Raw genomic sequence first — 23,018 nt, 5'->3', positions numbered from 1 at the left:
GGAAACCATATGTTTAAAGTATTACAAAAAATTGGTAAAGCCTTTATGTTGCCGATTGCTATTTTACCGGCAGCTGGTTTGTTATTAGGGATTGGTGGTGCGTTGTCAAATCCAACGACAGTAGCTACTTATCCAGTGTTGAATAATCGTGCACTGCAAGCTATTTTCACAGTGATGAGTTCAGCAGGGGAAGTTGTATTTGCGAATTTAGCATTACTACTCTGTGTGGGCTTATGTATTGGCTTAGCAAAACGTGATAAAGGTACAGCAGCACTTGCTGGTGTTACTGGATATTTCGTAATGACAGCAACTATTAAAGCTCTTGTAAAATTATACATGGCTGAAGGTTCTGCCATTGATACAGGTGTAGTTGGGGCTATCGTAGTAGGTTCTGTAGCAGTTTATTTACATAATCGTTATAGCAACATTCAGTTACCTCAATTCTTAGGATTCTTTGGTGGTAGTCGTTTTGTTCCAATCGTAACTTCATTTGCTTCAATTGTAGTTGGGGGTATTTTCTTTGTAATTTGGCCTCCGTTCCAACAATTATTAGTATCAACTGGTGGTTATATCTCACAAGCTGGACCATTTGGAACATTCTTATATGGATTCTTAATGCGTCTAAGTGGCGCAGTTGGTTTACACCACATGATTTACCCATTATTCTGGTATACAGAATTAGGTGGAGTTGCAACTGTTGCAGGTCAATCTGTAGCAGGTGCTCAAAAAATCTTCTTTGCTCAATTAGCAGATCCAACACATGTTGGTCTATTTACTGAAGGAACTCGTTTCTTCGCAGGTCGTTTCTCTACAATGATGTTTGGTCTTCCAGCAGCCTGCTTAGCAATGTATCACTGTGTTCCAAAAGATCGTCGTAAAAAATATGCAGGTTTATTCTTTGGGGTAGCTTTAACTTCATTCATTACTGGTATTACAGAACCAATCGAATTTATGTTCTTATTCGTAAGTCCAGTACTTTATGTTGTTCATGCATTCTTAGATGGTGTAAGCTTCTTTATTGCTGATATCTTAAATATTTCAATCGGTAATACATTCTCAGGTGGGGTTATCGACTTTACATTATTCGGGGTATTACAAGGTAATGATAAAACAAATTGGCTATTACAAATTCCATTTGGTTTAGTATGGAGTGTTCTATACTATGTAGTATTCAGATGGTTTATCGTTCAATTTAACGTTGCAACTCCAGGACGTTTAGATGAAGAGTTATTAGATGATGAAAAACCTGTTGTAGAAACAAAAGATACATTAAAACAAGATAGCGTTCGTATTATTGAAGCTTTAGGCGGATCAGAAAATATTGAAGATGTAGATGCATGTATTACTCGTTTACGTGTAGCTGTTCGTTCAGTCGATAAAGTAGATAAAGCGACACTTAAAGCAATTGGTGCGGTAGATGTATTAGAAGTTAAAGGTGGCGTTCAAGCTATCTACGGAGCAAAAGCTATTCTTTATAAAAACAATATTAACGAAATTTTAGGTGTAGATGACTAATCGTTATCTAAATACTATCAAGCTAGGGGATGAATTTCTCCTAGCTTTTTATTTTTTGAAACACGAGAGTTGAAAAATATGATACACTAACAGTAATGAAAAGGTTAAGGGAGTAAAGAAATGATATCTTTTGAGAAAAAAGTCACACCATTAATTGAATCGATTTATGATACATTAACCCCTAATGAAAAAACAATTGCGCAATATTTTTTAAATCAAAATTCTACAGAAGAATCTTTGTCAGCTAGAGCCGTATCGGAGAGGTTATTTGTATCTATTCCATCATTGACACGCTTTGCACAAAAATGTGGCTATAAAGGCTATCGACAATTTATTTATGATTTCCAGGAAAGTAAAAAAGAAGGTCAAGTAGTTCATAATGATTTAACGAAAACAGTTTTATCGGACTATGAAGAACTACTATCCAAGTCTTTTTCGTTGATTGATGAAAGTCAAGTGATTAAAGTGTGTGGGCTGTTGAATAATGCTAAACGAGTTTATATTTATGGGCAAGGGAGTTCAGGGTTAGCAGCGCATGAGATGAAATTTCGATTTATGAGATTGGGGATGATTTGTGAGGCGATTACGGATTTGCATACAATGCTTATGAATCGGGTACTTGTTGACGAGCAGTGTTTAGTCATTGGAATTTCAGTTTCTGCTAATGCGAGTGTAGTAGAAGCGGTTCGTCAGGCGAAAAAACAAGGAGCTAAAACCGTTTTAATTACTTCAAAACGGAGTGAAGAAAGTGAAAAAGTGTGTGACGAATTAGTGTTAATTGCTATGAAAAATGCCTTGGATCAAGGTGGGTTAATTTCGCCACAATTTCCAATTTTAGTCATGATAGATATTTTTTATAGTTATTATAAAGAAATTGATAAGGATTATAAGCATCACTTATTCTCGAATACATTATCCGCTTTAGGAGCGAAGGAAGATAAAAAAGAATAGGAATTTAAGAAGGTAAAGGACGGGGAAGCGCTTTGTTCTTTATCTTTTTTTATATAAAAACGGGAATTTTTCAAAAATATTTTGGAATACCTAAAAAACTCTTGACGAGAGAAAGTATTTACGGTAACCTAATTATTGGCATAAGAAATATGAGAAAAAGAAAGGAGATAGTCATGATTAAAGTTGAAAATCTTGGTGTATCATATGCAATGCAACCAGATGTACTAAAAGACTGTCATGTAGAAGTGAACGGCCCAACGATTTTGGGAATTATTGGTCCTAATGGTGCAGGTAAATCTACCTTTTTAAAAGCAATGTTAGGGTTAATTACTCATACGGGAAAAGTGACATTTGATGGGAAGGAAGCAAGTCAATCATTAGAAAGAATTGCTTATGTAGAACAAAAGAGTAATCTTGATTTTACATTTCCAATTACGATTCGTGAATGTGTAGCGTTAGGGAAAACCGTTAAGATGAAACCATTTCAGCGTTTAAACGTTCAAGATTGGAAAGATGTAGATGAAGCGATTGAAGAAGTTGGCTTAACAGAATTATCGCATCGCCCGATAGGAGCATTATCTGGAGGACAATTCCAAAGGGTATTATTAGCACGTTGCTTAGTGCAAAAAGCTGATTATATTTTCCTAGATGAACCATTTGTAGGGATTGATATGATGAGTGAAAAAGTCATTATGACTTTAATTCGTCAATGGAAAGAAGAAGGAAAGACTATTTTAATGGTGCATCATGATTTATCGAAAGTGCGTGATTATTTTGATCAAGTCATTTTAGTGAATCGAGGAATTGTGGATAGTGGTTCTACAGAAACTACTTTTGTTCCTGAAAAAATCAGAAAAACTTACGGTGGAGAAGTTTTTATTGCACAAGGAGGAGCGGCTCATGAATAATTTTTTACAAGGATTAATGAACTATCATTTTGTGCAAAATGCTTTAATTTCTTCTGTTCTAATTGGAGCAGTTGCCGGAATGATTGGATGTTTTATCATTCTTCGTGGAATGTCGTTGATGGGAGATGCGATTTCTCATGCGGTGTTACCAGGGGTAGCATTATCTTTTATTCTTGGTATTAACTTCTTCTTTGGAGCACTAGCATTTGGATTATTAGCATCGTTTATTATTGCTTTTATTAATCGAAATAGTGTCGTAAAAAGCGATACCGCGATAGGAATTACCTTTAGTTCGTTTTTAGCTTTAGGGATTATTTTAATCGGTGTTGCAAAAAGTTCAACAGACTTATTCCATATTTTATTTGGGAATATTTTAGCGGTACAAGATTTTGATTTAGTAATTACAGCAATTGTAGGAATTTTTGTTTTTGTAACGATTATTTCTTACTTTAAAGAATTACAAGTAACGAGTTTTGATCCAGTCTTTGCTCGTTCGGCGGGATTGAATGTATCATTCTATCATTACTTATTGATGTTTCTTTTAGCATTAGTTTCGATTACAGCAATGCAAAGTGTCGGAACAGTTATGATTGTAGCGTTACTGATTACACCAGCAGCAACAGCATATTTATATTCGAAGAGTTTAAAAACCATGTTAGCTTTATCAGCGATGTTTGGTTCACTTTCTTCGATTGTTGGTTTAGTAATCGGATATACGTTTAATATTGCAGTAGGTTCAACCATTGTATTAACTGCCGCAGCATTCTTTGTGATTAGTTTTATTGTATCACCAAAACAAAGGGAAGGTAGGAAAAAAGCATGAAAATCGGGAAATTATTAACAGTCGGTTTATTATCATTAGTTGGTTTTGCAGGATGTTCAACAAACTCAACATCATCAACTACAACAAAAAGTAATGAACCTAAAAAAGTACAAGTAGTAGCAACAAACTCTATCATTTATGATATTACAAAAAATGTTGCTGGGGATTTAGCGGACATTCACAGTATTGTTCCAGTTGGACAAGATCCACACGAATATGAACCATTACCACAAGATGTACAAAAAATTCATGATGCAGATTTAATTTTCTATAATGGAATTAACTTAGAAAATGCAGATGATGCTTGGTTTACAAAAATGGTTAAAAATGCTGGTAAAGTAGCAGATAAAGATTACTTTGCAGTAAGTGATGGCGTTGATGTAATTTACCTTGAAGGGGAAAAAGAAAAAGGTAAAGAAGACCCTCATGCATGGTTAAACATCGAAAATGGTGTGATTTTTGCTAAAAACATTGCAAAACAATTAATTGCAAAAGATCCAGAACATAAAGATACTTACCAAAAGAATCTTGATAAATATGTTGCTGAGTTGGATAAATTAGATAAAGACGCAAAAGAACGTCTTGCTAAAATTCCAGAAGAGAAAAAATTAATTGTTACAAGTGAAGGATGCTTCAAGTACTTCTCTAAAGCTTATGGAGTTCCATCAGCTTACATCTGGGAAATTAACACTGAAGAAGAAGGTACTCCTGAGCAAACAACTCGTTTAGTAGAAATTCTTAAAAAATCTAAAGTTCCTTCATTATTCGTTGAATCAAGTGTTGATGACCGTCCGATGAAGACAGTTTCACAAGAATCAGGTAAGCCAATTTACTCAACAATCTTTACTGACTCAGTTGCTGAAAAAGGTAAAGATGGAGATAGCTACTTAAGCATGATGAAATGGAACTTAACAAAAATTATTGAAGGTTTAGAAAAATAATTAAGCAGTCTAATAGTATGGTGAGCTATAAAACTGCAAAAAAGCCAGAGCTTTAGCTCTGGCTTTTTTGCGTCTAAAAATGATAGTCAAATAACTTTTAGTAACGCCACCTGAGGGAATCGAACCCCCATTATAAGAACCGGAATCTTATGTGATATCCATTACACTAAGATGGCTAAACAATGTAAGCATATTTTATCCAAATTCATATGAAAAAACAAGAAGAAACTCTTGTAAAAAAAGAGAAGGAATCATTTGAAGTAAGCGGAAAAAGTCAATTTTTAGGTAGAAAAAAAGAAATATATAGGGACTAAAAAAGTCCCAACAAAAATGATTTTTTAAAAATATTAAACACTTTCAAGTTGCATTTTATAAAGATTGTTGGTACAATATTTTTGTAATTAAAAAAGTTTTCTACGTATAGACAGCTAGTTTTTAGGGACGATTTTTAGCCCAGTAATGAAATGAAGGGAATCGGAATTATGGATTGTATAACATTGATACAACTTCTAGTCCCCGAAAGCAATCAATTGTTAAAAATTCGTTTCCAAATTTTGCGAGCGATACAACGAACACAACCGATTGGTAGAAGAGGGCTTGCAAAGCAATTGGAAATATCAGAACGCATTCTTCGTTCTGAAACAGATATACTAAAAGAACAAGGTTTAATTACATATTCTGCAAAAGGAATGTTAATCACGGATTTAGGAAAAGAAACTTACCTAGGATTAACGTCTATTATTCAACAATGTATTGAGATGACTGCTTTTGAAAAAGAAGTTTCGAAAAAGTTGGGTATCAGATTTTGTAAAGTGGTTGCTGAAAGCGAACTTCATAAAGGAATGCTGATTAGTAATCAAGTTCAAGAATTGATGAAATGGATGTTGCCGGTGGATCAATCAATCGTTACAGTAACGGGTGGTAGAACGATGGCAATGGTAGCAGAATATTTTTCAAAAGAGATTTTACAACAAAGAGAGATTTCTTTTGTCCCTGCTAGAGGAGGAGTGGGAGGTTCCACTTTAATCCAAGCAAATAGTGTTAGTGAAAAAATGGCGACAAAAACAGGTGGAGAACATTTTTCATTATATGTACCAGAACATGTAAGTAAAGAAACGTATTTACCTTTATTACAAGAACCATTGGTTTCTCAAACATTATCGATGATGAAACAAGCTAATTGCTTATTATACAGTGTTGGAAATGCAAGTGTTATGGCTGAAAGAAGAGGATTGTTACCTCAAGAAAGTCAATTTATTGCCAATCAACGAGCAGTTGGTGAAGCATTTGGTTGTTTCTTCGATGCAAAAGGAAAGGTTGTTTTTAAACTTCCACGAGTAGGTTTGCATCTTAGTGATTTAGAGTCTATTCCGCATGGTATCGCTATTGTGGAAGGTGCTCAAAAGGCAGAAGCTTTAATGGCTTATGCAAAATTAGCTCCTGTTGATCGAACATGGTTTGTAATCGACGAGAGTTTAGCAAATATGGTTTTGAACGGGGAAACCCGCTAAAAATAAAAAAATTTATTCCTAGGAGGAAAAACTATTATGACAGTTAAAGTTGGTATTAACGGTTTCGGACGTATTGGACGTTTAGCATTCCGTCGTATTCAAGAAGTGGAAGGATTAGAAGTTGTTGCAATCAACGACTTAACAGATGCTAAACAATTAGCACACTTATTAAAATACGATTCAACACAAGGACGTTTCAACGGAGAAGTTGAAGTATTAGAAGGCGCATTCCGCGTAAACGGTAAAGAAGTTAAAGTATTAGCTAACCGTAATCCTGAAGAATTACCATGGGGAGAATTAGGCGTTGATATCGTTTTAGAATGTACTGGTTTCTTCACTTCTAAAGCTAAAGCTGAATTACACTTAAAAGGTGGAGCTAAAAAAGTTGTTATCTCTGCTCCTGGTGGTAACGATGTACCAACAGTTGTATATAACGTAAACCATGACATTTTAACAGGTGAAGAAACAGTTATCTCTGGTGCTTCATGTACTACAAACTGTTTAGCACCTATGGCTAAAGCATTAAACGATAACTTCGGAATCGTTGAAGGATTAATGACTACAATTCACGGTTACACTGGTGACCAAAACACATTAGATGCACCTCACGCAAAAGGTGACTTACGTCGTGCTCGTGCTGCAGCAGTAAACATCGTTCCTAATACAACTGGTGCTGCTAAAGCTATCGGTTTAGTTATTCCAGAATTAAACGGTAAATTAGATGGAGCTGCACAACGTGTTCCTGTACCAACAGGTTCATTAACAGAATTAGTAACAGTATTAGAAAAACCAGTTACAGCTGAAGAAGTTAACGCTGCTATGAAAGCTGCTTCAACTGAATCTTACGGATATACTGAAGAACCATTAGTATCTACTGATATCGTAGGTATTACTTATGGATCATTATTCGATGCAACTCAAACTAAAGTTATGACAGTAGGCGACAAACAATTAGTTAAAACAGTTGCTTGGTATGATAACGAAATGTCATACACTGCTCAATTAATCCGTACTTTACAATACTTTGCAAAATTATAATTTAAAGTTTTGATAGAGCTAATCGTATCGAATTTTTCAGGGCGATGGGAGCATTCGCTTCCTCGCCCTGTTTTCATAATGTGGGTATTACACTCGCTCCAAATATATATAACTTAGGAGGCTATTCTATGGCTAAAAAAATTGTAACAGATTTATCTGTTGGAGGAAAAAAAGTATTAGTACGTGTTGACTTCAACGTTCCATTAAAAGATGGCGTTATTACAGATGACAACCGTATCGTACAAGCATTACCAACTATTCAATATTTAATTGATAATCATGCAAAAGTAATTCTTTTCTCTCACTTAGGAAAAGTAAAATCAGAAGAAGATAAAGCTCGTTTAAGCTTACGCCCAGTTGCTGAACGTTTATCAGAATTATTGAAAAAAGAAGTAACATTTGTTCCAGAAACACGTGGAGAAGCATTAGAAACAGCTATTAATGGTTTAGCTGAAGGAGATGTTTTATTATTTGAAAATACTCGTTTCGAAGATTTAGATGGTAAAAAAGAATCTAAAAACGATCCTGAGTTAGGAAAATATTGGGCATCTTTAGGAGAGTTGTTCGTAAATGACGCATTTGGTACAGCTCACCGTGCTCACGCATCTAACGTGGGGATTGCTAGTCAATTAGAATCTGCTGCAGGTTTCTTAATGGAAAAGGAAATTAAATTCATTGGTGGAGCAGTAGATACACCAGAACGTCCATTCGTAGCTATTTTAGGTGGGGCAAAAGTTTCAGATAAAATCGGTGTAATTGAAAGCTTAATTGATAAAGCTGATAAAGTGTTAATCGGTGGAGGAATGGCTTATACATTCTTCAAAGCTATGGGTCGTGAAGTAGGTCTATCATTATTAGAAGTAGATCGTATCGAATTAGCAAAACAAATTATGGAAAAAGCTGGCGACAAATTAGTGTTACCAATCGATAACGTTGTTGCTAAAGAATTTTCAAATGATGCAGTTGCAACAATTGTAGCATCTGATCAAATCCCTGCTGACCAAGAAGGTTTAGACGTCGGTCCTAAGACTGTAGAATTATTTGCTAGCTACTTAAAAGATGCTAAAACAGTTGTATGGAATGGACCAATGGGTGTATTCGAATTACCTAACTTTGCTAAAGGAACAATTGGTGTTTGTGAAGCAATTGCAGATTTACAAGGCGCTACAACAATCATCGGTGGTGGAGATTCTGCAGCAGCAGCAATTTCTTTAGGATATGCGGATAAATTCACTCATATCTCAACTGGTGGTGGAGCTTCGTTAGAATACTTAGAAGGTAAAGAATTACCTGGTGTAGCTTCAATTAGTGATAAATAATTAAAAATTATTGAAAAGGACTCACTGAAATGAATAATCATTTTTGTGAGTCTGCTTCATAAACAATTTTAGGAGGAAGAATTATGCGTAAACCAATTATTGCAGGAAACTGGAAAATGAATAAAAATCCTAAAGAAACTCAAGCGTTTGTTGAGGCTTTAGCTGGAAAATTACCATCATCAGAAGTTGTTGAGTCTGCTGTAGCAGCTCCAGCAGTTGATTTATCTACTTTATTAGCTGCAGCTGAAGGTTCTGAATTAAAAGTAGCAGCGCAAAACTGCTATTTCGAACAAGAAGGTGCTTATACTGGAGAAACATCTCCAAAAGTATTATCAGAAATGGGTGTTCACTATGTTGTAATTGGACACTCAGAACGTCGTGAATATTTCCACGAAACTGATGCAGATATTAACAAAAAAGCAAAAGCAATTTTCGCAAATGGTATGTTACCAATTATCTGTTGTGGTGAAACATTAGAAACTTATGAAGCTGGTAAAGCTGCTGAGTTTGTAGGAGCACAAGTTTCTGCTGCATTAGAAGGATTATCAAATGAACAAGTTTCATCATTAGTAATCGCGTATGAACCAATTTGGGCAATCGGAACTGGCAAATCAGCTTCTCAAGATGATGCTCAAAAAATGTGTAAAGTAGTACGTGACGTTGTAGCGAAAGACTTCGGACAAGAAGTAGCAGACAAAGTTCGTGTACAATACGGTGGTTCTGTTAAACCTGAAAACATTAAAGAATATATGGCTTGTCCAGATGTAGATGGAGCTTTAGTAGGTGGAGCAAGCTTACAACCTGAATCATTCTTAGCTTTATTGGAGGCAGTAAAATAATGTCTAAATCACCAGTAGCGATTATTATCTTAGATGGTTTCGGATGGAGACCAGAAGTAGAAGGTAACGCTGTAGCACAAGCAAATAAACCAAATTTTGACCGTTACTATAATGAATTCCCTCATACAACATTAAAAGCATCAGGTTTAGATGTAGGTCTACCAGATGGACAAATGGGGAACTCAGAAGTAGGTCATACAAATATTGGTGCAGGTCGTATTGTATACCAAAGCTTAACTCGTATTGATAAAGCAATTTTAGATGGTGAATTTGATACAAACCCAGCATTAAATGGTGCATTTAACCATGTATTAGAAAATGGTTCTGCATTACACTTGTTCGGATTATTATCTGATGGTGGTGTACACAGCCATATTAATCATTTATTAGCATTAATTGAAACTGCGAAGGCAAAGGGAATTTCTAAAGTATATGTTCATGCATTTATGGACGGACGTGATGTGGATCCAAAAGCTGGTCCAGCTTACATTAAGACTTTAGAAGAAAAAATTGCAGAAGTTGGAGTAGGTCAAATCGCAACTGTATCAGGTCGTTACTATGCAATGGACCGTGACAAACGTTGGGAACGTGTTCAATTAGCTTATGATGCCATTGCACATGCAAAAGGCCCTCAATTCGAATCAGCTCAAGCAGTGATTGAACATAGTTATGCTGAAAATGTAACAGATGAATTTGTTATTCCATCAGTAATTGTTAAAGACGGACAACCAGTTGCGCAAATTGAAGAAAATGATGCAGTTATCTTCTTTAATTTCCGTCCTGACCGTGCAATTCAATTATCAAATGCATTCACAGATAAAGAGTGGACAAACTTTGATCGTGGTGAGCATGCTGCAAATGTTAAATTTGTGACAATGACATTATATAATCCAAGTGTGGATGCAGAAGTAGCATTCCCACCAATTCCAATGACAAACGTTTTAGGAGAAGTATTATCTAAAGCAGGGTTAGCACAATTACGTATTGCTGAAACTGAGAAATATCCTCACGTTACATTCTTTATGAATGGTGGACGTAATGAAGAGTTCACAGGAGAAAACCGTATTTTAATTCCTTCTCCAAAAGTTGCAACATATGACTTAAAACCTGAAATGAGTTGTTATGAAGTTGGAGATGCGTTATATAACTCTATCCAAAACGATGAAAATGATGCAATTATCTTAAACTTCGCAAACCCAGATATGGTTGGTCACTCAGGTATGTTAGAACCAACAATTAAAGCAATTGAAGCGGTAGATGAAAACTTAGGTAAAGTAGTAGATGCTATTTTAGCTAAAGGTGGTACTGCAATTATCTTTGCTGACCATGGTAACTCAGAAACAATGATTACACCAGAAGGTACTCCACATACTGCGCATACAACAGTTCCAGTACCAGTAATTGTAACGAAAAAAGGTGTTACCTTACGTGAAGGTGGTCGTTTAGCTGACGTTGCACCTACAATGTTAGATTTATTGAATGTAGCAAAACCTGAAGAAATGACAGGCGAAAGCTTAATTCAAAAATAATTTTAAAAAATTGCTTTCAATTTAAGGAAAATATTGCATATCAAGCATTTTTCGACTAAAATAGAAACGTACAAATAAATATAAAGGAGTTAATAAATCATGCCATTTATTACAGATGTATTAGCAAGAGAAGTATTAGATTCACGTGGTAACCCAACTATCGAAGTTGAAGTTTACACAGAAAGCGGAGCGTTCGGACGCGGTATGGTTCCTTCAGGAGCTTCTACTGGTGAATACGAAGCAGTTGAATTACGTGATGGCGACAAATCTCGTTACTTAGGAAAAGGAGTTCAAAAAGCTGTTGATAATGTAAACAACATTATTGCTGAAGCAATCATCGGTTTTGACGTTCGTGAACAAATGGCGATCGACAAATTAATGATCGAATTAGATGGAACTCCAAACAAAGGTAAATTAGGAGCTAACGCAATTTTAGGCGTATCTATCGCTGTTGCTCGTGCGGCTGCTGATTACTTAGATCAACCATTATACCAATACTTAGGTGGATTCAACACTAAAGTATTACCAACACCAATGATGAACATCGTTAACGGTGGATCTCACTCAGATGCTCCAATCGCATTCCAAGAGTTCATGATTTTACCAGTTGGTGCACCAACATTCAAAGAAGCTTTACGTTGGGGTGCTGAAGTATTCCATGCATTAAAAGCTATTTTACACGACCGTGGTTTAGTAACTGCTGTAGGTGACGAAGGTGGTTTCGCTCCAACATTTGAAGGTACTGAAGATGCTGTAGAAACAATCTTAGCTGCTATTAAAAAAGTTGGTTTAGAACCAGGTAAAGATGTATTCTTAGGATTTGACTGTGCTTCATCAGAATTCTTCAAAGATGGCGTATATGACTACACAATCTTCGAAGGTGAAAAAGGTGCTAAACGTACTCCTGCTGAACAAGTAGAATACTTAGCTGAATTAGTTGAGAAATACCCAATCATTACAATCGAAGACGGCTGTGACGAAAACGACTGGGATGGATGGAAATTATTAACTGAACGCTTAGGTGGTAAAGTTCAATTAGTAGGTGACGATTTATTCGTAACTAATACTGAAATCTTATCTCGTGGTATTGCACAAGGTGTTGCAAACTCAATCTTAATCAAAGTTAACCAAATTGGTACTTTAACTGAAACATTCAACGCAATTGAAATGGCTCAAAAAGCTGGATATACTGCAGTTGTATCACACCGTTCAGGTGAAACTGAAGATTCAACAATTGCTGATATCGCAGTTGCTACAAATGCTGGACAAATCAAAACTGGTTCATTAAGCCGTACAGACCGTATTGCTAAATACAACCAATTATTACGTATTGAAGATCAATTAGGTGACTTAGCTGTTTACCAAGGTCTTTCAGCATTCTACAACTTAAAAAAATAATCACATTTTAGAATATTTTTAGAGGGCTAGCATTTTGCTGGCCCTATTTTTTACATTAGAAAGTGGGTGAGAAGATGATTTACACAATTACGTTTAATCCAGCGGTAGATTTAGTGATACAAGTACCAAATTGTCAATTAGGGGCATTAAATCGTTCAAAAGGTGAGGAATATGTGGCAGGTGGTAAAGGGATTAATATATCGGTTGTATTAAAACGCCTAGGGGTTGATAATATTTCTACAGGATTTCTTGGAGGATTTACAGGGAAGTTTATTGAAGAATTTCTCGAAAAAGAAGGCGTTATAACTCACTTTATTTCTGTAGATGGAACTACAAGGATTAATGTTAAAGTAAAAGGAGAAGTCGAGACTGAAATCAATGCAGCCGGTGCTACTGTAGATACTAAAAAATTTCAACAACTAGTGAGATATTTGGAAGATCATTTACAAGAAGAGGATATTGTATTTTTAGCGGGAAATGCTGCTCCAGGACTAGATGAGACATCTTATGTTGAAATTGCAAAGCTTTGTCATGCAAGAGGGGTAAAGTTAGTGCTAGATACAACAAAAACTTCATTGTTAGCCTGTTTACCTTATCAACCATTTATGATTAAGCCGAACCAACATGAATTAGAAGAATTATTTGGAGTGAATATTAAGACTCAAGACGAAATCATTCATTATGCATTTCAATTACAGAAAAAAGGTGCTTGTAATGTGTTAGTGTCTTGCGGGAGTGAAGGAGCGTTTTTAGTCAGTGAAACAGGAGAAGTATTTGCTTCGAATGTTCCAACAGGAAAGTTGATTAATTCAGTAGGAGCAGGAGATTCGATGCTAGCTGCTTTTATGGCGAAATTTATTAAAACAAGTGATTATAAGGAGAGTCTAAAACAAGGAGCAGCTGCTGGAAGTGCAACAGCTTTTTCAATAGGGATTGCAACAAAAACGATCATCAATACATTATTATCAAAAATTGAAATAAGAAAAATTCAACATTAGGTTCTGAAAATGAAAAAATGAGTTGAAAAAAAGTGAAAAAGGGAGTATACTAATTTCATTCTAAAAAATACAAAGAGGTGCCATTGGCTGAGATGTGTTCACAAACTCTTAGAACCTGTTACGTTAATACGTGCGTAGGGATTGTATGAATAATTGTCTGCAATTGGGTCTCTTTGTAAAAAAACAAGGAGGCTTTTTTATGTCAATTAAAAGAATTGCGTGGATAGAAGGTGCAATTGTCGCTGCTTTAGCGATGGCGTTATCATTCATTCCTCATTTTATGGGATGGTTTTCTCCATCATTTGGTGCAATTGTTTTAGTGGTGTTTGCTTTACGTAGAGGGTTGTATCCAGCGTTATTTTCAGGTTTAGTGTGGGGAATCTTACATTTTGTACTTGGGAAAGTAGCGTACTTATCATTTTCTCAAGTGATTATAGAGTATATTATCGCATTTGGAGTAATGGGATTTGCTGGATTATTACATCATCAATTCCAATCTGCTATTCGTAATGAAAAACAATCTTTAGCAATTGTTTATATTATCATTTCATCATTCATTGGTGTAGGAATTCGCTATTTCTGGCATTTTGTTGCAGGATTTTTATTCTGGGGTAAATATGCACCAGAAGGAGTATCACCATATTGGTATTCATTTACAGTTAACGGAATTGCTGGATTACAAACTTTAGTAGTAACAATTGTGGTAGCAATTTTATTATTGAAATATCCAAGAATTTATAAAGGAAAATAAGCTATATAACATTTATATTCAGAGAAACTCTTATAGATTACAGGATTCTATAAGAGTTTTTTTGTGGAAGTATATAGTTTTAAACTATATTTAAATATAGTAAATTAGTATGTGACAATAACGGGGTAGTCAGTTACAATGTAATTACGTTAGTTAGAGAAGAGGGGTAATACATATGACAAAACATGCACCATTTAGATTTGATACAGTAGGAAGTTTCTTAAGACCAGAAAATTTAAAACAAGCTCGCGAAGAGTATGAAAAAGGAAACTTTAGTTACCAAGAATTAAAAAACTTTGAAGATGCAGCAATTCGTGACTTAGTAAAAAAGAAATTGCAGCGGGATATAAAGGGATTACAGACGGGGAATTCCGTCGTGCTTATTGGCATTTAGATTTCTTCTGGGGATTAGGAGGAATTAAACGAGTTCAAGCTAAAACAGGATATCAATTCCATGATGAAGTGACAAAACCGGACTCTGCAACTGTAGTAGGAACGATTCATGGACGTAATCATCCATTCGTAGCTCACTATACATTTTTAAGAGATTTAGTAGCCGATAATAATGAAGTTGAAGCTCGTATAACAATTCCATCACCATCTCAATTATATTTTGAATTAATTCGTGATGAAGAACATGTGGAACAATTGAACAGTGTCTATGCAAACTTTGATGATGTGGTAGCAGATATTTCAAAAGCTTATTTAGAAGTGATTCAACAATTATTTGATGAAGGATTACGTACCTTACAAGTCGATGATTGTACATGGGGTATTTTAGTAGATGATAACTTCTTAACACTTTGGGGACAAGGTCGTGATAAAGAAGAAGTCAGACGTGAATTAGCAGCAACATTTTTACGTTTAAATAATGCTGTGTATAAAAATGTTCCAGAAGGATTAGTTGTCAATACTCACGTATGTCGTGGAAACTTTCATTCTACTTGGGTTGCAAGTGGCGGTTATGCATCAGTTGCCGAAGAATTATTCGAGCAAGAAGAAGTGAATGCTTATTACTTAGAATTTGATACAGATCGTGCTGGGGACTTCACTCCATTAGCGAAAGTTTCTGGTGATAAACAAGTTGTTTTAGGTCTAGTAACTTCAAAATTTGGAGAACTAGAAAGTAAGGAAGAATTAATCTCTCGTATTAAAGAAGCAAGCCAATATATTCCGTTAGACAGATTATCATTAAGTACTCAATGTGGATTTGCTTCAACTGAAGAAGGAAATATCTTAACAGAAGAACAACAATGGGCGAAATTAGCGTTAATTAAAGAAGTTGCCGAAGAAGTTTGGGGAACTGAAAATTAATAACAAAAGTGATAGGCTGGGGAAACCTGGCCTTTTTGTTGAAAAGAAAACCATGTGAGAAAATATAACATAAAAAGTAAGAGAATCCTTGACATTTGTGTCAGTTATTTTTACAATACAGCTATCATACAGGATAAGAGAGGTGTTTGACGATGGGAGAAAAAGAATTACGACGTTCTTTAGCAGTGTTTCCAATAGGAACAGTTATGAAATTAACGGATTTAACAGCAAGACAAATTCGTTACTATGAAGAACAACGTTTAATTACACCGGAACGTTCAGACACTAATCGTAGAATGTATTCGTTAAATGATGTAGATCGATTATTAGAAATCAAAGACTACTTGGCGGATGGATTAACCATTATTGCGATTCAAAAAATTTATTCGAATGTGAAAAAGAACCCGTTAGAAAAACCGACGACAAATGATGGATTAACGGATGAAGATGTTCGACGAATTTTGTATAACGAAATTATGCATATTGGAAGATTATCCGGACAAGAAAAATTACTATAGGGGTGGAGAAAAATGACAATCACACAAGAAGAAATTTTAAAACAAGTTGAGGAAATGGATGTTCGTTATTTACGTTTGATTTTTACGGATATTTTAGGAACGATTAAAAATGTGGAAGTACCAATTACTCAATTAAAAAAAGTATTATCGAATAAAATGATGTTCGATGGTTCATCCATTGAAGGTTTTGTTCGTATTGAAGAAAGTGATATGTATTTATATCCAGATTTAGATACATGGGTTGTATTCCCATGGAGTAGTAAACACGGAACAATCGCGCGCTTAATTTGTGATGTATACAAACCTGATGGAACACCATTTGCAGGAGATCCACGTTCAAACTTAAAACGTATTTTAGAAGACATGGAAGATTTAGGGTTTTCTAATTTTAACTTAGGACCAGAGCCAGAGTTCTTTTTATTCAAATTAGATGAAAAAGGAGAACCAACGCTTGAAGGAAATGACCAAGGTAGTTACTTCGATTTAGCTCCAGTCGATTTAGGAGAAGAATGTCGTCGTGAAATCGTACTAGAATTAGAAAAGATTGGGTTCGATATTGAAGCCAGTCACCATGAAGTAGCACCAGGTCAACATGAAATTGACTGGAAATACGCACCAGCTGTAGCAGCATGCGATAATATTCAAACCTTTAAATTAGTGGTTAAAACGATTGCTCGTAAACATGGATTGCATGCAACCTTTATGCCAAAACCAGTATTTGGGATTGCCGGAAGTGGAATGCATTTCAACTTATCATTATTTGATAAAGAAGGAAATAATGCATTTTATGACCCAACAGATGAACATGGACTAAGTGATACTTGTCGTTATTTCATTGCTGGAGTTATGAAACATGCGAAAGCTTTAACAGCGATTTGTAACCCTACAGTCAACTCTTATAAACGTTTAGTACCTGGATATGAAGCGCCTGTATATATTGCATGGTCAGCTCAAAACCGTTCGCCATTAATTCGTATTCCTGAAGCGAGAGGACTTTCTACTCGTATCGAATTAAGAAGTGTGGATCCAGCAGCAAATCCGTATTTAGCAATGGCAGCTATTTTACGTGCTGGTTTAGAAGGAATTCGTGAAAAATTACCAGTTCCAGCTCCAGTTGATCGCAATATTTATGCAATGTCAACAGCAGAAAGAAAAGAAGTAGGAATTGATGATCTTCCAAGTAGTTTAGCAGAAGCAATTGATTGCTTGAAAGCTGATACAGTTGTAAAAGATGCATTAGGTGGACATATTTATAGCAACTTTGTAGAAGCGAAAAAATTCGAATGGGCAGCGTATCGTTCACAAGTCACACAATGGGAATTAGATCAATATTTAAAACTATTTTAATAGATGGGAAAAGCCAAGCGAAAGCTTGGCTTTTTTGTATGATTCCTTCCAACATTTTTTGACAATCTACTATATAAGTGTCATACTATTCAATGACAACACGTGAGAGGAAGTTAGAGATGTATATTAAAGATATGAGAAATTCTATTGCAGAATATCATGAGTTTTTACAAACTCAAGGAAACTGTACTCTTTTTCAAACTCCGGAATGGGGAGAAGTGAAAACAAGAGGAGAATGGAGTAATGACCTTCTTTTTGTGATGAATGAACAGGATGAACCAGTTGCAGCGACGATGATTTTATACCGTGCCCTTCCTATTGTGAAAAGATATTTAGCGTATGCTCCTAGAGGGATTGTGACGGATTATCATAATGCAGAACAATTTAAAGAAGTCGTGAAAACTTTAAAAAAATATTTAAAACAAAAACGAGTATTTGGGTTGAAAATTGATCCTGAAATTATGTGGAGAGAACGATGCAATGACTTTTCAATTGTAGAAGATGGAATCAATCAAGAATCTGTTTGTCAATTATTATTAGAATCAGGATTTGTAAGTCAACCACTAGATTTAGGGTTTGATGGGATTCAACCAAGAATGACGATGATTGTTGAATTAGAAGATAAAGGAAAAGGAATTTTAGACACTTTCTCCTCTAAAGAAAGATATAAAGTTACAATGGCACAAAAACGTGGAGTTGTTTGTTATAAAGGAACTATCGAGGATATTGATGATTATGAAGTGTTAAATCGTATTACTGCTGAGCGTGATCAATATATTGCCAGAAGTAAAGAGTATTTAACAACCATCTATGAAACATTACATGCTCACGATATGATGGATTTATATTTTGCAAAAATTGATTATCATGTCGCAAAAGAATCAACAGAAAACAGAATTCACCAAGCAAAAGCTGAGGTGGAAAAAATTGCTTCACAAGTTGAAAGTACTCAAAATGAGAAAAAGAAGGCAAACTTATTGAATCAAAGAGAAAGCTTATTGAAAAATATTGAAAAATATGAGCAAGAAGTGATTGGTTTAGAAGCGCTGTGTAAGGAATATCCAAATGGAAAAGTGTTAAGCGGAGCTTTTGTAGCAACGTACAAAGAAACGGCGTATTATTTATATGGAGCGAATATTACAGATGATGCAGGCTTAAATGCAAATAAAGCTCTACAAACATGGATTATGCAACAATTGTATGATGAAAAAGGCATTCGTCATTATGATATGTTTGGTGTTTCAAGTAATGCAGAAGATCATACAGGAATTACTAAGTTTAAACAATCTTTTGATCCAATTTTAGTGGAGTATATTGGAGAGTTTGATTTACCGATTAATCGTTTCTGGTTTACAATGTTTCAAGATGTTGCACCAAAAGTGATGGAATGGAAAAGAAAACTATTAATGCGCCGTTCGTAAATGGTGTATCGCCCCAAATGTTAGTATGAAAGCTGCTTTTGGGGTCTTTTTATGTTCACTTTTTAGATATCTTTTTAAGATTTTTGAGAGTTATGGTACAATTATAAGACGAGTTTAATGAGAGGTGGTAGATAAATGAAACAAAATCTAACGTTAAAAAAAATGTTATTTATTTCGTTATTAACAGCTCAAGGAATTATTTTGAGTTTACTAGAACAAGCTATTCCTTTTCCTTTTGCGTTTGCACCTGGAGCTAAATTAGGAGTTGCTAATATTATTACGGTCATCGGTTTATATACATTATCCTTACAAGAAGTGGTGTTAGTAGTATTACTTAGAACATTGTTAACAGCTTTATTAGGGGGGACTTTTTCTACTTTATTGTACAGTAGCGCAGGAGCGTCGTTTAGTTTGCTTGGAATGCTACTCATTAAACAATTAGGGCCGAAACGTGTGAGTTTAATTGGAGTGAGTGCTACTGGAGGAATCTTACATAATTTTGGTCAATTAGTCATTGCCAGTTTCATTGCTAAATCTTGGACAGTTCTATTGTATTTACCAGCCATGTCGATTGTAGGGATTTTTGCAGGCATTGCAATTGGGATTGCGGCAAATTATGCTTTAAATCATGTCAAAATATTAAAAGCATATCGTGAAAAACAAGAAATGTAAATTTATGAAAACTTAGGAGAAGGTTAAAAAATAAGTTAGACAAAACATTGATTTTATACTATAATGCTTAAGTGAAAAAATTACAAAACGAGAGGGGATTTCTAATGACGAAAACAAATATTGTTGTTATCGGCGCAGGGTTTGCAGGAGTAGCAGCAACGAAGAAATTATCACGTCATTTCAGAAAAGATAAAGATGTTACAATTACATTAATTGACAAACATCCATATTTAACATACATGACGGAGTTACATGAAGTAGCTGGAGGTCGTGTAGAACCAGAAGCAATTCAATATGATTTACAAAAGCTTTTTGCACGTTCAAAAAATGTTCAATTAGTAACGGACAAAGTAGTAAGCTTAGATAAAACGAAAAAAGTTGTCACAACAACTTATAAATCTTTCCACTACGATTATTTAGTAATCGGTATGGGTGGTGAAGCGAATGACTTTGGTGTACAAGGTGTGAAAGAACACGGATTTACATTATGGTCAATGGAAGATGCGATTAAAATGCGCGAACACATTATTCACTGTGTAGAACGTGCAGCTAAAGAGCATGTGACTCCAAAACGCCGTGCTTTATTAACTTTTACAGTATGTGGTGCTGGATTTACTGGGGTAGAATTAGTCGGTGAAATCATGGACTGGATTCCAGTATTAGCAAAACAATACAACTTAGATGAAAGTGAATTTTCTCTATACATCGTTGAAGCAGTTCCAACTATTTTAAATATGTTAGATGAAAAAGATGCTGCTAAAGCTGAGAAATTTATGACTAGTCGTGGCATTAAAGTGATTAAAGGAAACGGAATTGAAGAAGTAAAAGAAAACAGCATTCGTTTAGTAGACGGTACTGTCATTCCAACTTACTCATTATTCTGGACAGCTGGTGTTAAAGCGAATACTGAATCTGAAGTGTTCGGATTCAAATCTGCTCGTGCAGGTCGTTTAGTCGTAAATGAGTTTATGCAAGTAGATGGAGAAGAAAACATTTATGCAATCGGGGACTTAGCTTATTATGAAGAACCTGATAAAGAAAATCGTCCAACTCCACAAATTGTTCAAGCAGCTGAACAAACTGGACATACAGCAGCGAAAAATATTATTGCAGATGTAGAAAATGATGCAAAAGTTGCTTATAAAGGAAAATACGATGGATTCATGGTTTCAATTGGATCTCATTATGGTGTAGCTTTCTTAATGGGCAAATATCACTTAAGTGGTTTCTTTGCAATGTTGATGAAACATTTAGTAAATATCAAATACTTCTTAGAAATCTTCTCATTATATTATGCGATTCAATATGTATTCCACGAATTCTTCCATATTAAAGATCGTCGTAATATCTTCCGTGGACATTTATCTCGTTACGGGAATGTTCTTTGGGCATTACCATTACGTTTATTCTATGGTGGAATGTGGACAATCGAAGGATTGAAGAAAATCTTTGGTCTTTGGGGTGCACATAGTTGGATTGATGGAACGCATTTAGCATTCCCATTCCCTTGGTTAGTTGAACCAACTAGTGCAGCAAGTGGAGCTGCTGAAACAGTTGCAGCAGCAAGTGGAGCAGCTACTCAAACAGTAGCGGAAGTAGCAACTTCATTTGGATTTAACTATTCATATGGTGAACAACCAATGATGGTATTAGATAAAATGCCAGACTGGTTTGCTTCAATTATGCAAATTATGATTCCAAACGTTGAAGTAGCTTATGTGATGCAAACAATTATGTCATTTGTAGAATTAGCCATTGGTTTAGCAATTATGGCTGGATTCTTAACATGGATTGTCAATGCAGTAACAGTTGGATTAGTAACAACATTTGTATTGTCAGGTATGTTCTACTGGGTAAATATGTGGTTTATCCCAGCAGCCATTGCTTTAATGAACGGTTCAGGACGTGCATTTGGTTTAGATTACTACTTCATTCCATGGTTCCAAAAAACTGCTGGTAAATGGTGGTATGGAACTTCGAAACATATTTATGGTTTCGGTGCAGATAAACAAGAACGTTAAATAAGATAAAAGTCGGCTTTGCCGGCTTTTTGTCTATAGTGATTGGAGAAAAAATTATGGAAATGATTCATTCAATGTGGAATGAATACCCGGTTTTAAAAAAAGAATTATCAGCCATTCGTCAGTTAATGTTAGACAGTGTTGAAATGGAAGATGAAGATATTCACCAAGCGATTGTAGAGATGTTACAGCAAGGCGGGAAAATGATTCGTCCCGCTTATCTAACATTATTTGCTAACTGGAGTAATCATGGTAATCAGCAACAAGTAAGAGCTATTGCAGCTGCTTTAGAATTACTACATGTCGCAACATTGCTCCATGATGATGTCATTGATGAAGCAGATATGAGAAGAGGGCGAGAAACGCTGAATGCTCGTTATGGCAATCGTGTAGCGATTTATGCTGGAGATTTTGTCTTGACGAGTTGCTATCAACTTCTTTCGACTCATTTATCTGATTTAGAAGGAATTACACTTCCAACTAATGGAATGGCAAGAGTTGTAGAAGGCGAATTAGCACAAATGCGAAATCGCTATCGCTATGATTTAGGGCTTCAAGAATATTTGAAACGAATCGAAGGGAAAACAGCTCAATTATTCATGGTTAGCTGTTATATGGGTGCAACATTAGGGCAAATGGATGATGCTCTTAGAGCAAAGAAAATTGGTCAACAAATTGGAATGGCGTTTCAAATTTTAGATGATATTTTAGATTATCAAGTAACTTCTCAAGAGTTTGGAAAACCTGTTCTAGAAGATGTTGCGCAAGGAATTTATACAGCACCATTAATTTATGCCATGGAAAAAGAGTCTAATCAAATCATTCCGTTACTGGAGAAAAAGCATGAAATCTCTGAACAAGAAAGATTGTTGTTAAGAAAATTAGTGCATGATTCTGGTGGTGTGCAAAAAGCACAACAATTAGCAATGCAATATACGAAACAAGCATTATCTCAAATTGAGCGTTTACCTGAAAGTGATATGAAGGTAACGTTAATTCAATTAACAAAACAATTGTTAGAACGCACGATGTAAATAGATAATAAGCTCCAATGGACAATAAAAGTAGATGGTTCATTGGAGTTTTTAGTATGAAGACATAATCTTTTCACTTGTGCTTGACATAGGAAGTACCGTTATTGTTAGAATTTTGTCAAGCGCAAGTTAAAATGTCCCGAAAAAATTAGTTTAGTACAGGTGTGCGA

Annotated in this window: 19 protein-coding genes, 1 tRNA gene, 1 pseudogene and 1 riboswitch; of the genes and pseudogenes, 20 read left to right on the top strand and 1 reads right to left on the bottom strand. The window is 35.2% G+C overall.

Annotated elements, in window-relative coordinates:
* Positions 1–9: 9 nt before the first annotated feature.
* From RWL86_RS03760 to RWL86_RS03740, 5 genes are all read left to right on the top strand, one after another.
* On the top strand, positions 10–1,515 hold the full coding sequence (locus RWL86_RS03760) for a PTS transporter subunit EIIC (RefSeq protein ID WP_314077246.1): 1,506 nt from the start codon (positions 10–12) through the stop codon (positions 1,513–1,515).
* Between the two features lie 120 nt (positions 1,516–1,635).
* Entirely contained in the window at positions 1,636–2,466 is an 831-nt protein-coding gene (locus tag RWL86_RS03755; RefSeq protein ID WP_314077245.1) for a MurR/RpiR family transcriptional regulator, read from the top strand.
* Positions 2,467–2,639: 173 nt separating this feature from the next.
* A complete protein-coding gene (locus tag RWL86_RS03750) occupies positions 2,640–3,374 on the top strand; it encodes a metal ABC transporter ATP-binding protein (protein ID WP_314077244.1) in 735 nt (244 codons plus the stop codon).
* Positions 3,367–4,197, top strand: a complete 831-nt coding sequence (locus tag RWL86_RS03745) for a metal ABC transporter permease (RefSeq protein WP_314077243.1) — start codon at positions 3,367–3,369, stop codon at positions 4,195–4,197. Before RWL86_RS03750 ends, RWL86_RS03745 begins: the two co-directional genes overlap by 8 nt.
* Positions 4,194–5,138, top strand: coding sequence for a metal ABC transporter substrate-binding protein (locus RWL86_RS03740; protein ID WP_314077242.1), 945 nt, complete (start codon positions 4,194–4,196; stop codon positions 5,136–5,138). The genes RWL86_RS03745 and RWL86_RS03740 overlap by 4 nt, the downstream gene beginning before the upstream one ends.
* Positions 5,139–5,242: 104 nt before the next feature.
* Here the strand turns inward: RWL86_RS03740 and RWL86_RS03735 are convergent.
* Positions 5,243–5,314, bottom strand: a tRNA-Arg gene (locus tag RWL86_RS03735).
* A 306-nt stretch (positions 5,315–5,620) separates the two neighbouring features.
* Here RWL86_RS03735 and RWL86_RS03730 point away from each other — a divergent pair.
* The 15 genes and pseudogenes from RWL86_RS03730 (at position 5,621) to RWL86_RS03660 (ending at position 22,848) form a co-directional block, all read left to right on the top strand.
* A complete protein-coding gene (locus RWL86_RS03730; protein ID WP_314077241.1) occupies positions 5,621–6,649 on the top strand; it encodes a sugar-binding domain-containing protein in 1,029 nt (342 codons plus the stop codon).
* 36 nt (positions 6,650–6,685) lie between these two features.
* Positions 6,686–7,687, top strand: coding sequence for a type I glyceraldehyde-3-phosphate dehydrogenase (gap, locus tag RWL86_RS03725; RefSeq protein WP_314077240.1), 1,002 nt, complete (start codon positions 6,686–6,688; stop codon positions 7,685–7,687).
* Between the two features lie 128 nt (positions 7,688–7,815).
* Complete coding sequence (locus RWL86_RS03720; protein WP_314077239.1) at positions 7,816–9,006, top strand: phosphoglycerate kinase; 1,191 nt, start codon at positions 7,816–7,818, stop codon at positions 9,004–9,006.
* An 80-nt stretch (positions 9,007–9,086) separates the two neighbouring features.
* On the top strand, positions 9,087–9,845 hold the full coding sequence (gene tpiA, locus RWL86_RS03715) for a triose-phosphate isomerase (RefSeq protein ID WP_040507405.1): 759 nt from the start codon (positions 9,087–9,089) through the stop codon (positions 9,843–9,845).
* Positions 9,845–11,374 carry a 2,3-bisphosphoglycerate-independent phosphoglycerate mutase gene (gene gpmI, locus RWL86_RS03710; protein WP_314077238.1) on the top strand — a complete coding sequence of 510 codons (1,530 nt, stop codon included), beginning with the start codon at positions 9,845–9,847 and terminating at the stop codon, positions 11,372–11,374. Before tpiA ends, gpmI begins: the two co-directional genes overlap by 1 nt.
* A 99-nt stretch (positions 11,375–11,473) precedes the next feature.
* Positions 11,474–12,772, top strand: coding sequence for a phosphopyruvate hydratase (gene eno, locus RWL86_RS03705; protein WP_006703959.1), 1,299 nt, complete (start codon positions 11,474–11,476; stop codon positions 12,770–12,772).
* A gap of 74 nt (positions 12,773–12,846) precedes the next feature.
* Positions 12,847–13,770 carry a 1-phosphofructokinase gene (gene pfkB, locus RWL86_RS03700; RefSeq protein WP_314077237.1) on the top strand — a complete coding sequence of 308 codons (924 nt, stop codon included), beginning with the start codon at positions 12,847–12,849 and terminating at the stop codon, positions 13,768–13,770.
* A gap of 63 nt (positions 13,771–13,833) precedes the next feature.
* A riboswitch (TPP riboswitch) is annotated at positions 13,834–13,928 on the top strand.
* A 41-nt stretch (positions 13,929–13,969) separates the two neighbouring features.
* On the top strand, positions 13,970–14,521 hold the full coding sequence (gene thiT / locus RWL86_RS03695) for an energy-coupled thiamine transporter ThiT (RefSeq protein ID WP_314077236.1): 552 nt from the start codon (positions 13,970–13,972) through the stop codon (positions 14,519–14,521).
* 175 nt (positions 14,522–14,696) lie between these two features.
* Positions 14,697–15,835: pseudogene (locus RWL86_RS03690) on the top strand (5-methyltetrahydropteroyltriglutamate--homocysteine S-methyltransferase).
* A 152-nt stretch (positions 15,836–15,987) separates the two neighbouring features.
* Positions 15,988–16,353, top strand: a complete 366-nt coding sequence (locus tag RWL86_RS03685; protein WP_314077235.1) for a MerR family transcriptional regulator — start codon at positions 15,988–15,990, stop codon at positions 16,351–16,353.
* Positions 16,354–16,365: 12 nt separating this feature from the next.
* Positions 16,366–17,700 (top strand): type I glutamate--ammonia ligase, encoded by a 1,335-nt coding sequence (gene glnA, locus RWL86_RS03680; protein WP_314077234.1) that lies wholly within the window; start codon positions 16,366–16,368, stop codon positions 17,698–17,700.
* Between the two features lie 119 nt (positions 17,701–17,819).
* Positions 17,820–19,121, top strand: a complete 1,302-nt coding sequence (locus tag RWL86_RS03675) for a peptidoglycan bridge formation glycyltransferase FemA/FemB family protein (protein ID WP_314077233.1) — start codon at positions 17,820–17,822, stop codon at positions 19,119–19,121.
* Positions 19,122–19,256: 135 nt separating this feature from the next.
* Positions 19,257–19,793, top strand: coding sequence for a Gx transporter family protein (locus tag RWL86_RS03670; RefSeq protein WP_314077232.1), 537 nt, complete (start codon positions 19,257–19,259; stop codon positions 19,791–19,793).
* Between the two features lie 104 nt (positions 19,794–19,897).
* Positions 19,898–21,814: an FAD-dependent oxidoreductase gene (locus RWL86_RS03665; RefSeq protein ID WP_314077231.1), complete on the top strand. Its 1,917-nt coding sequence runs from the start codon at positions 19,898–19,900 to the stop codon at positions 21,812–21,814.
* A 56-nt stretch (positions 21,815–21,870) separates the two neighbouring features.
* Positions 21,871–22,848 (top strand): polyprenyl synthetase family protein, encoded by a 978-nt coding sequence (locus RWL86_RS03660; protein ID WP_314077230.1) that lies wholly within the window; start codon positions 21,871–21,873, stop codon positions 22,846–22,848.
* Positions 22,849–23,018 lie beyond the last annotated feature (170 nt).

Source organism: uncultured Granulicatella sp., from assembly GCF_963515095.1.
Taxonomy (GTDB): domain Bacteria; phylum Bacillota; class Bacilli; order Lactobacillales; family Aerococcaceae; genus Granulicatella.
Note: the sequence above shows the minus strand (reverse complement) of the source record. Positions and strands in the feature narration are given on the sequence as shown.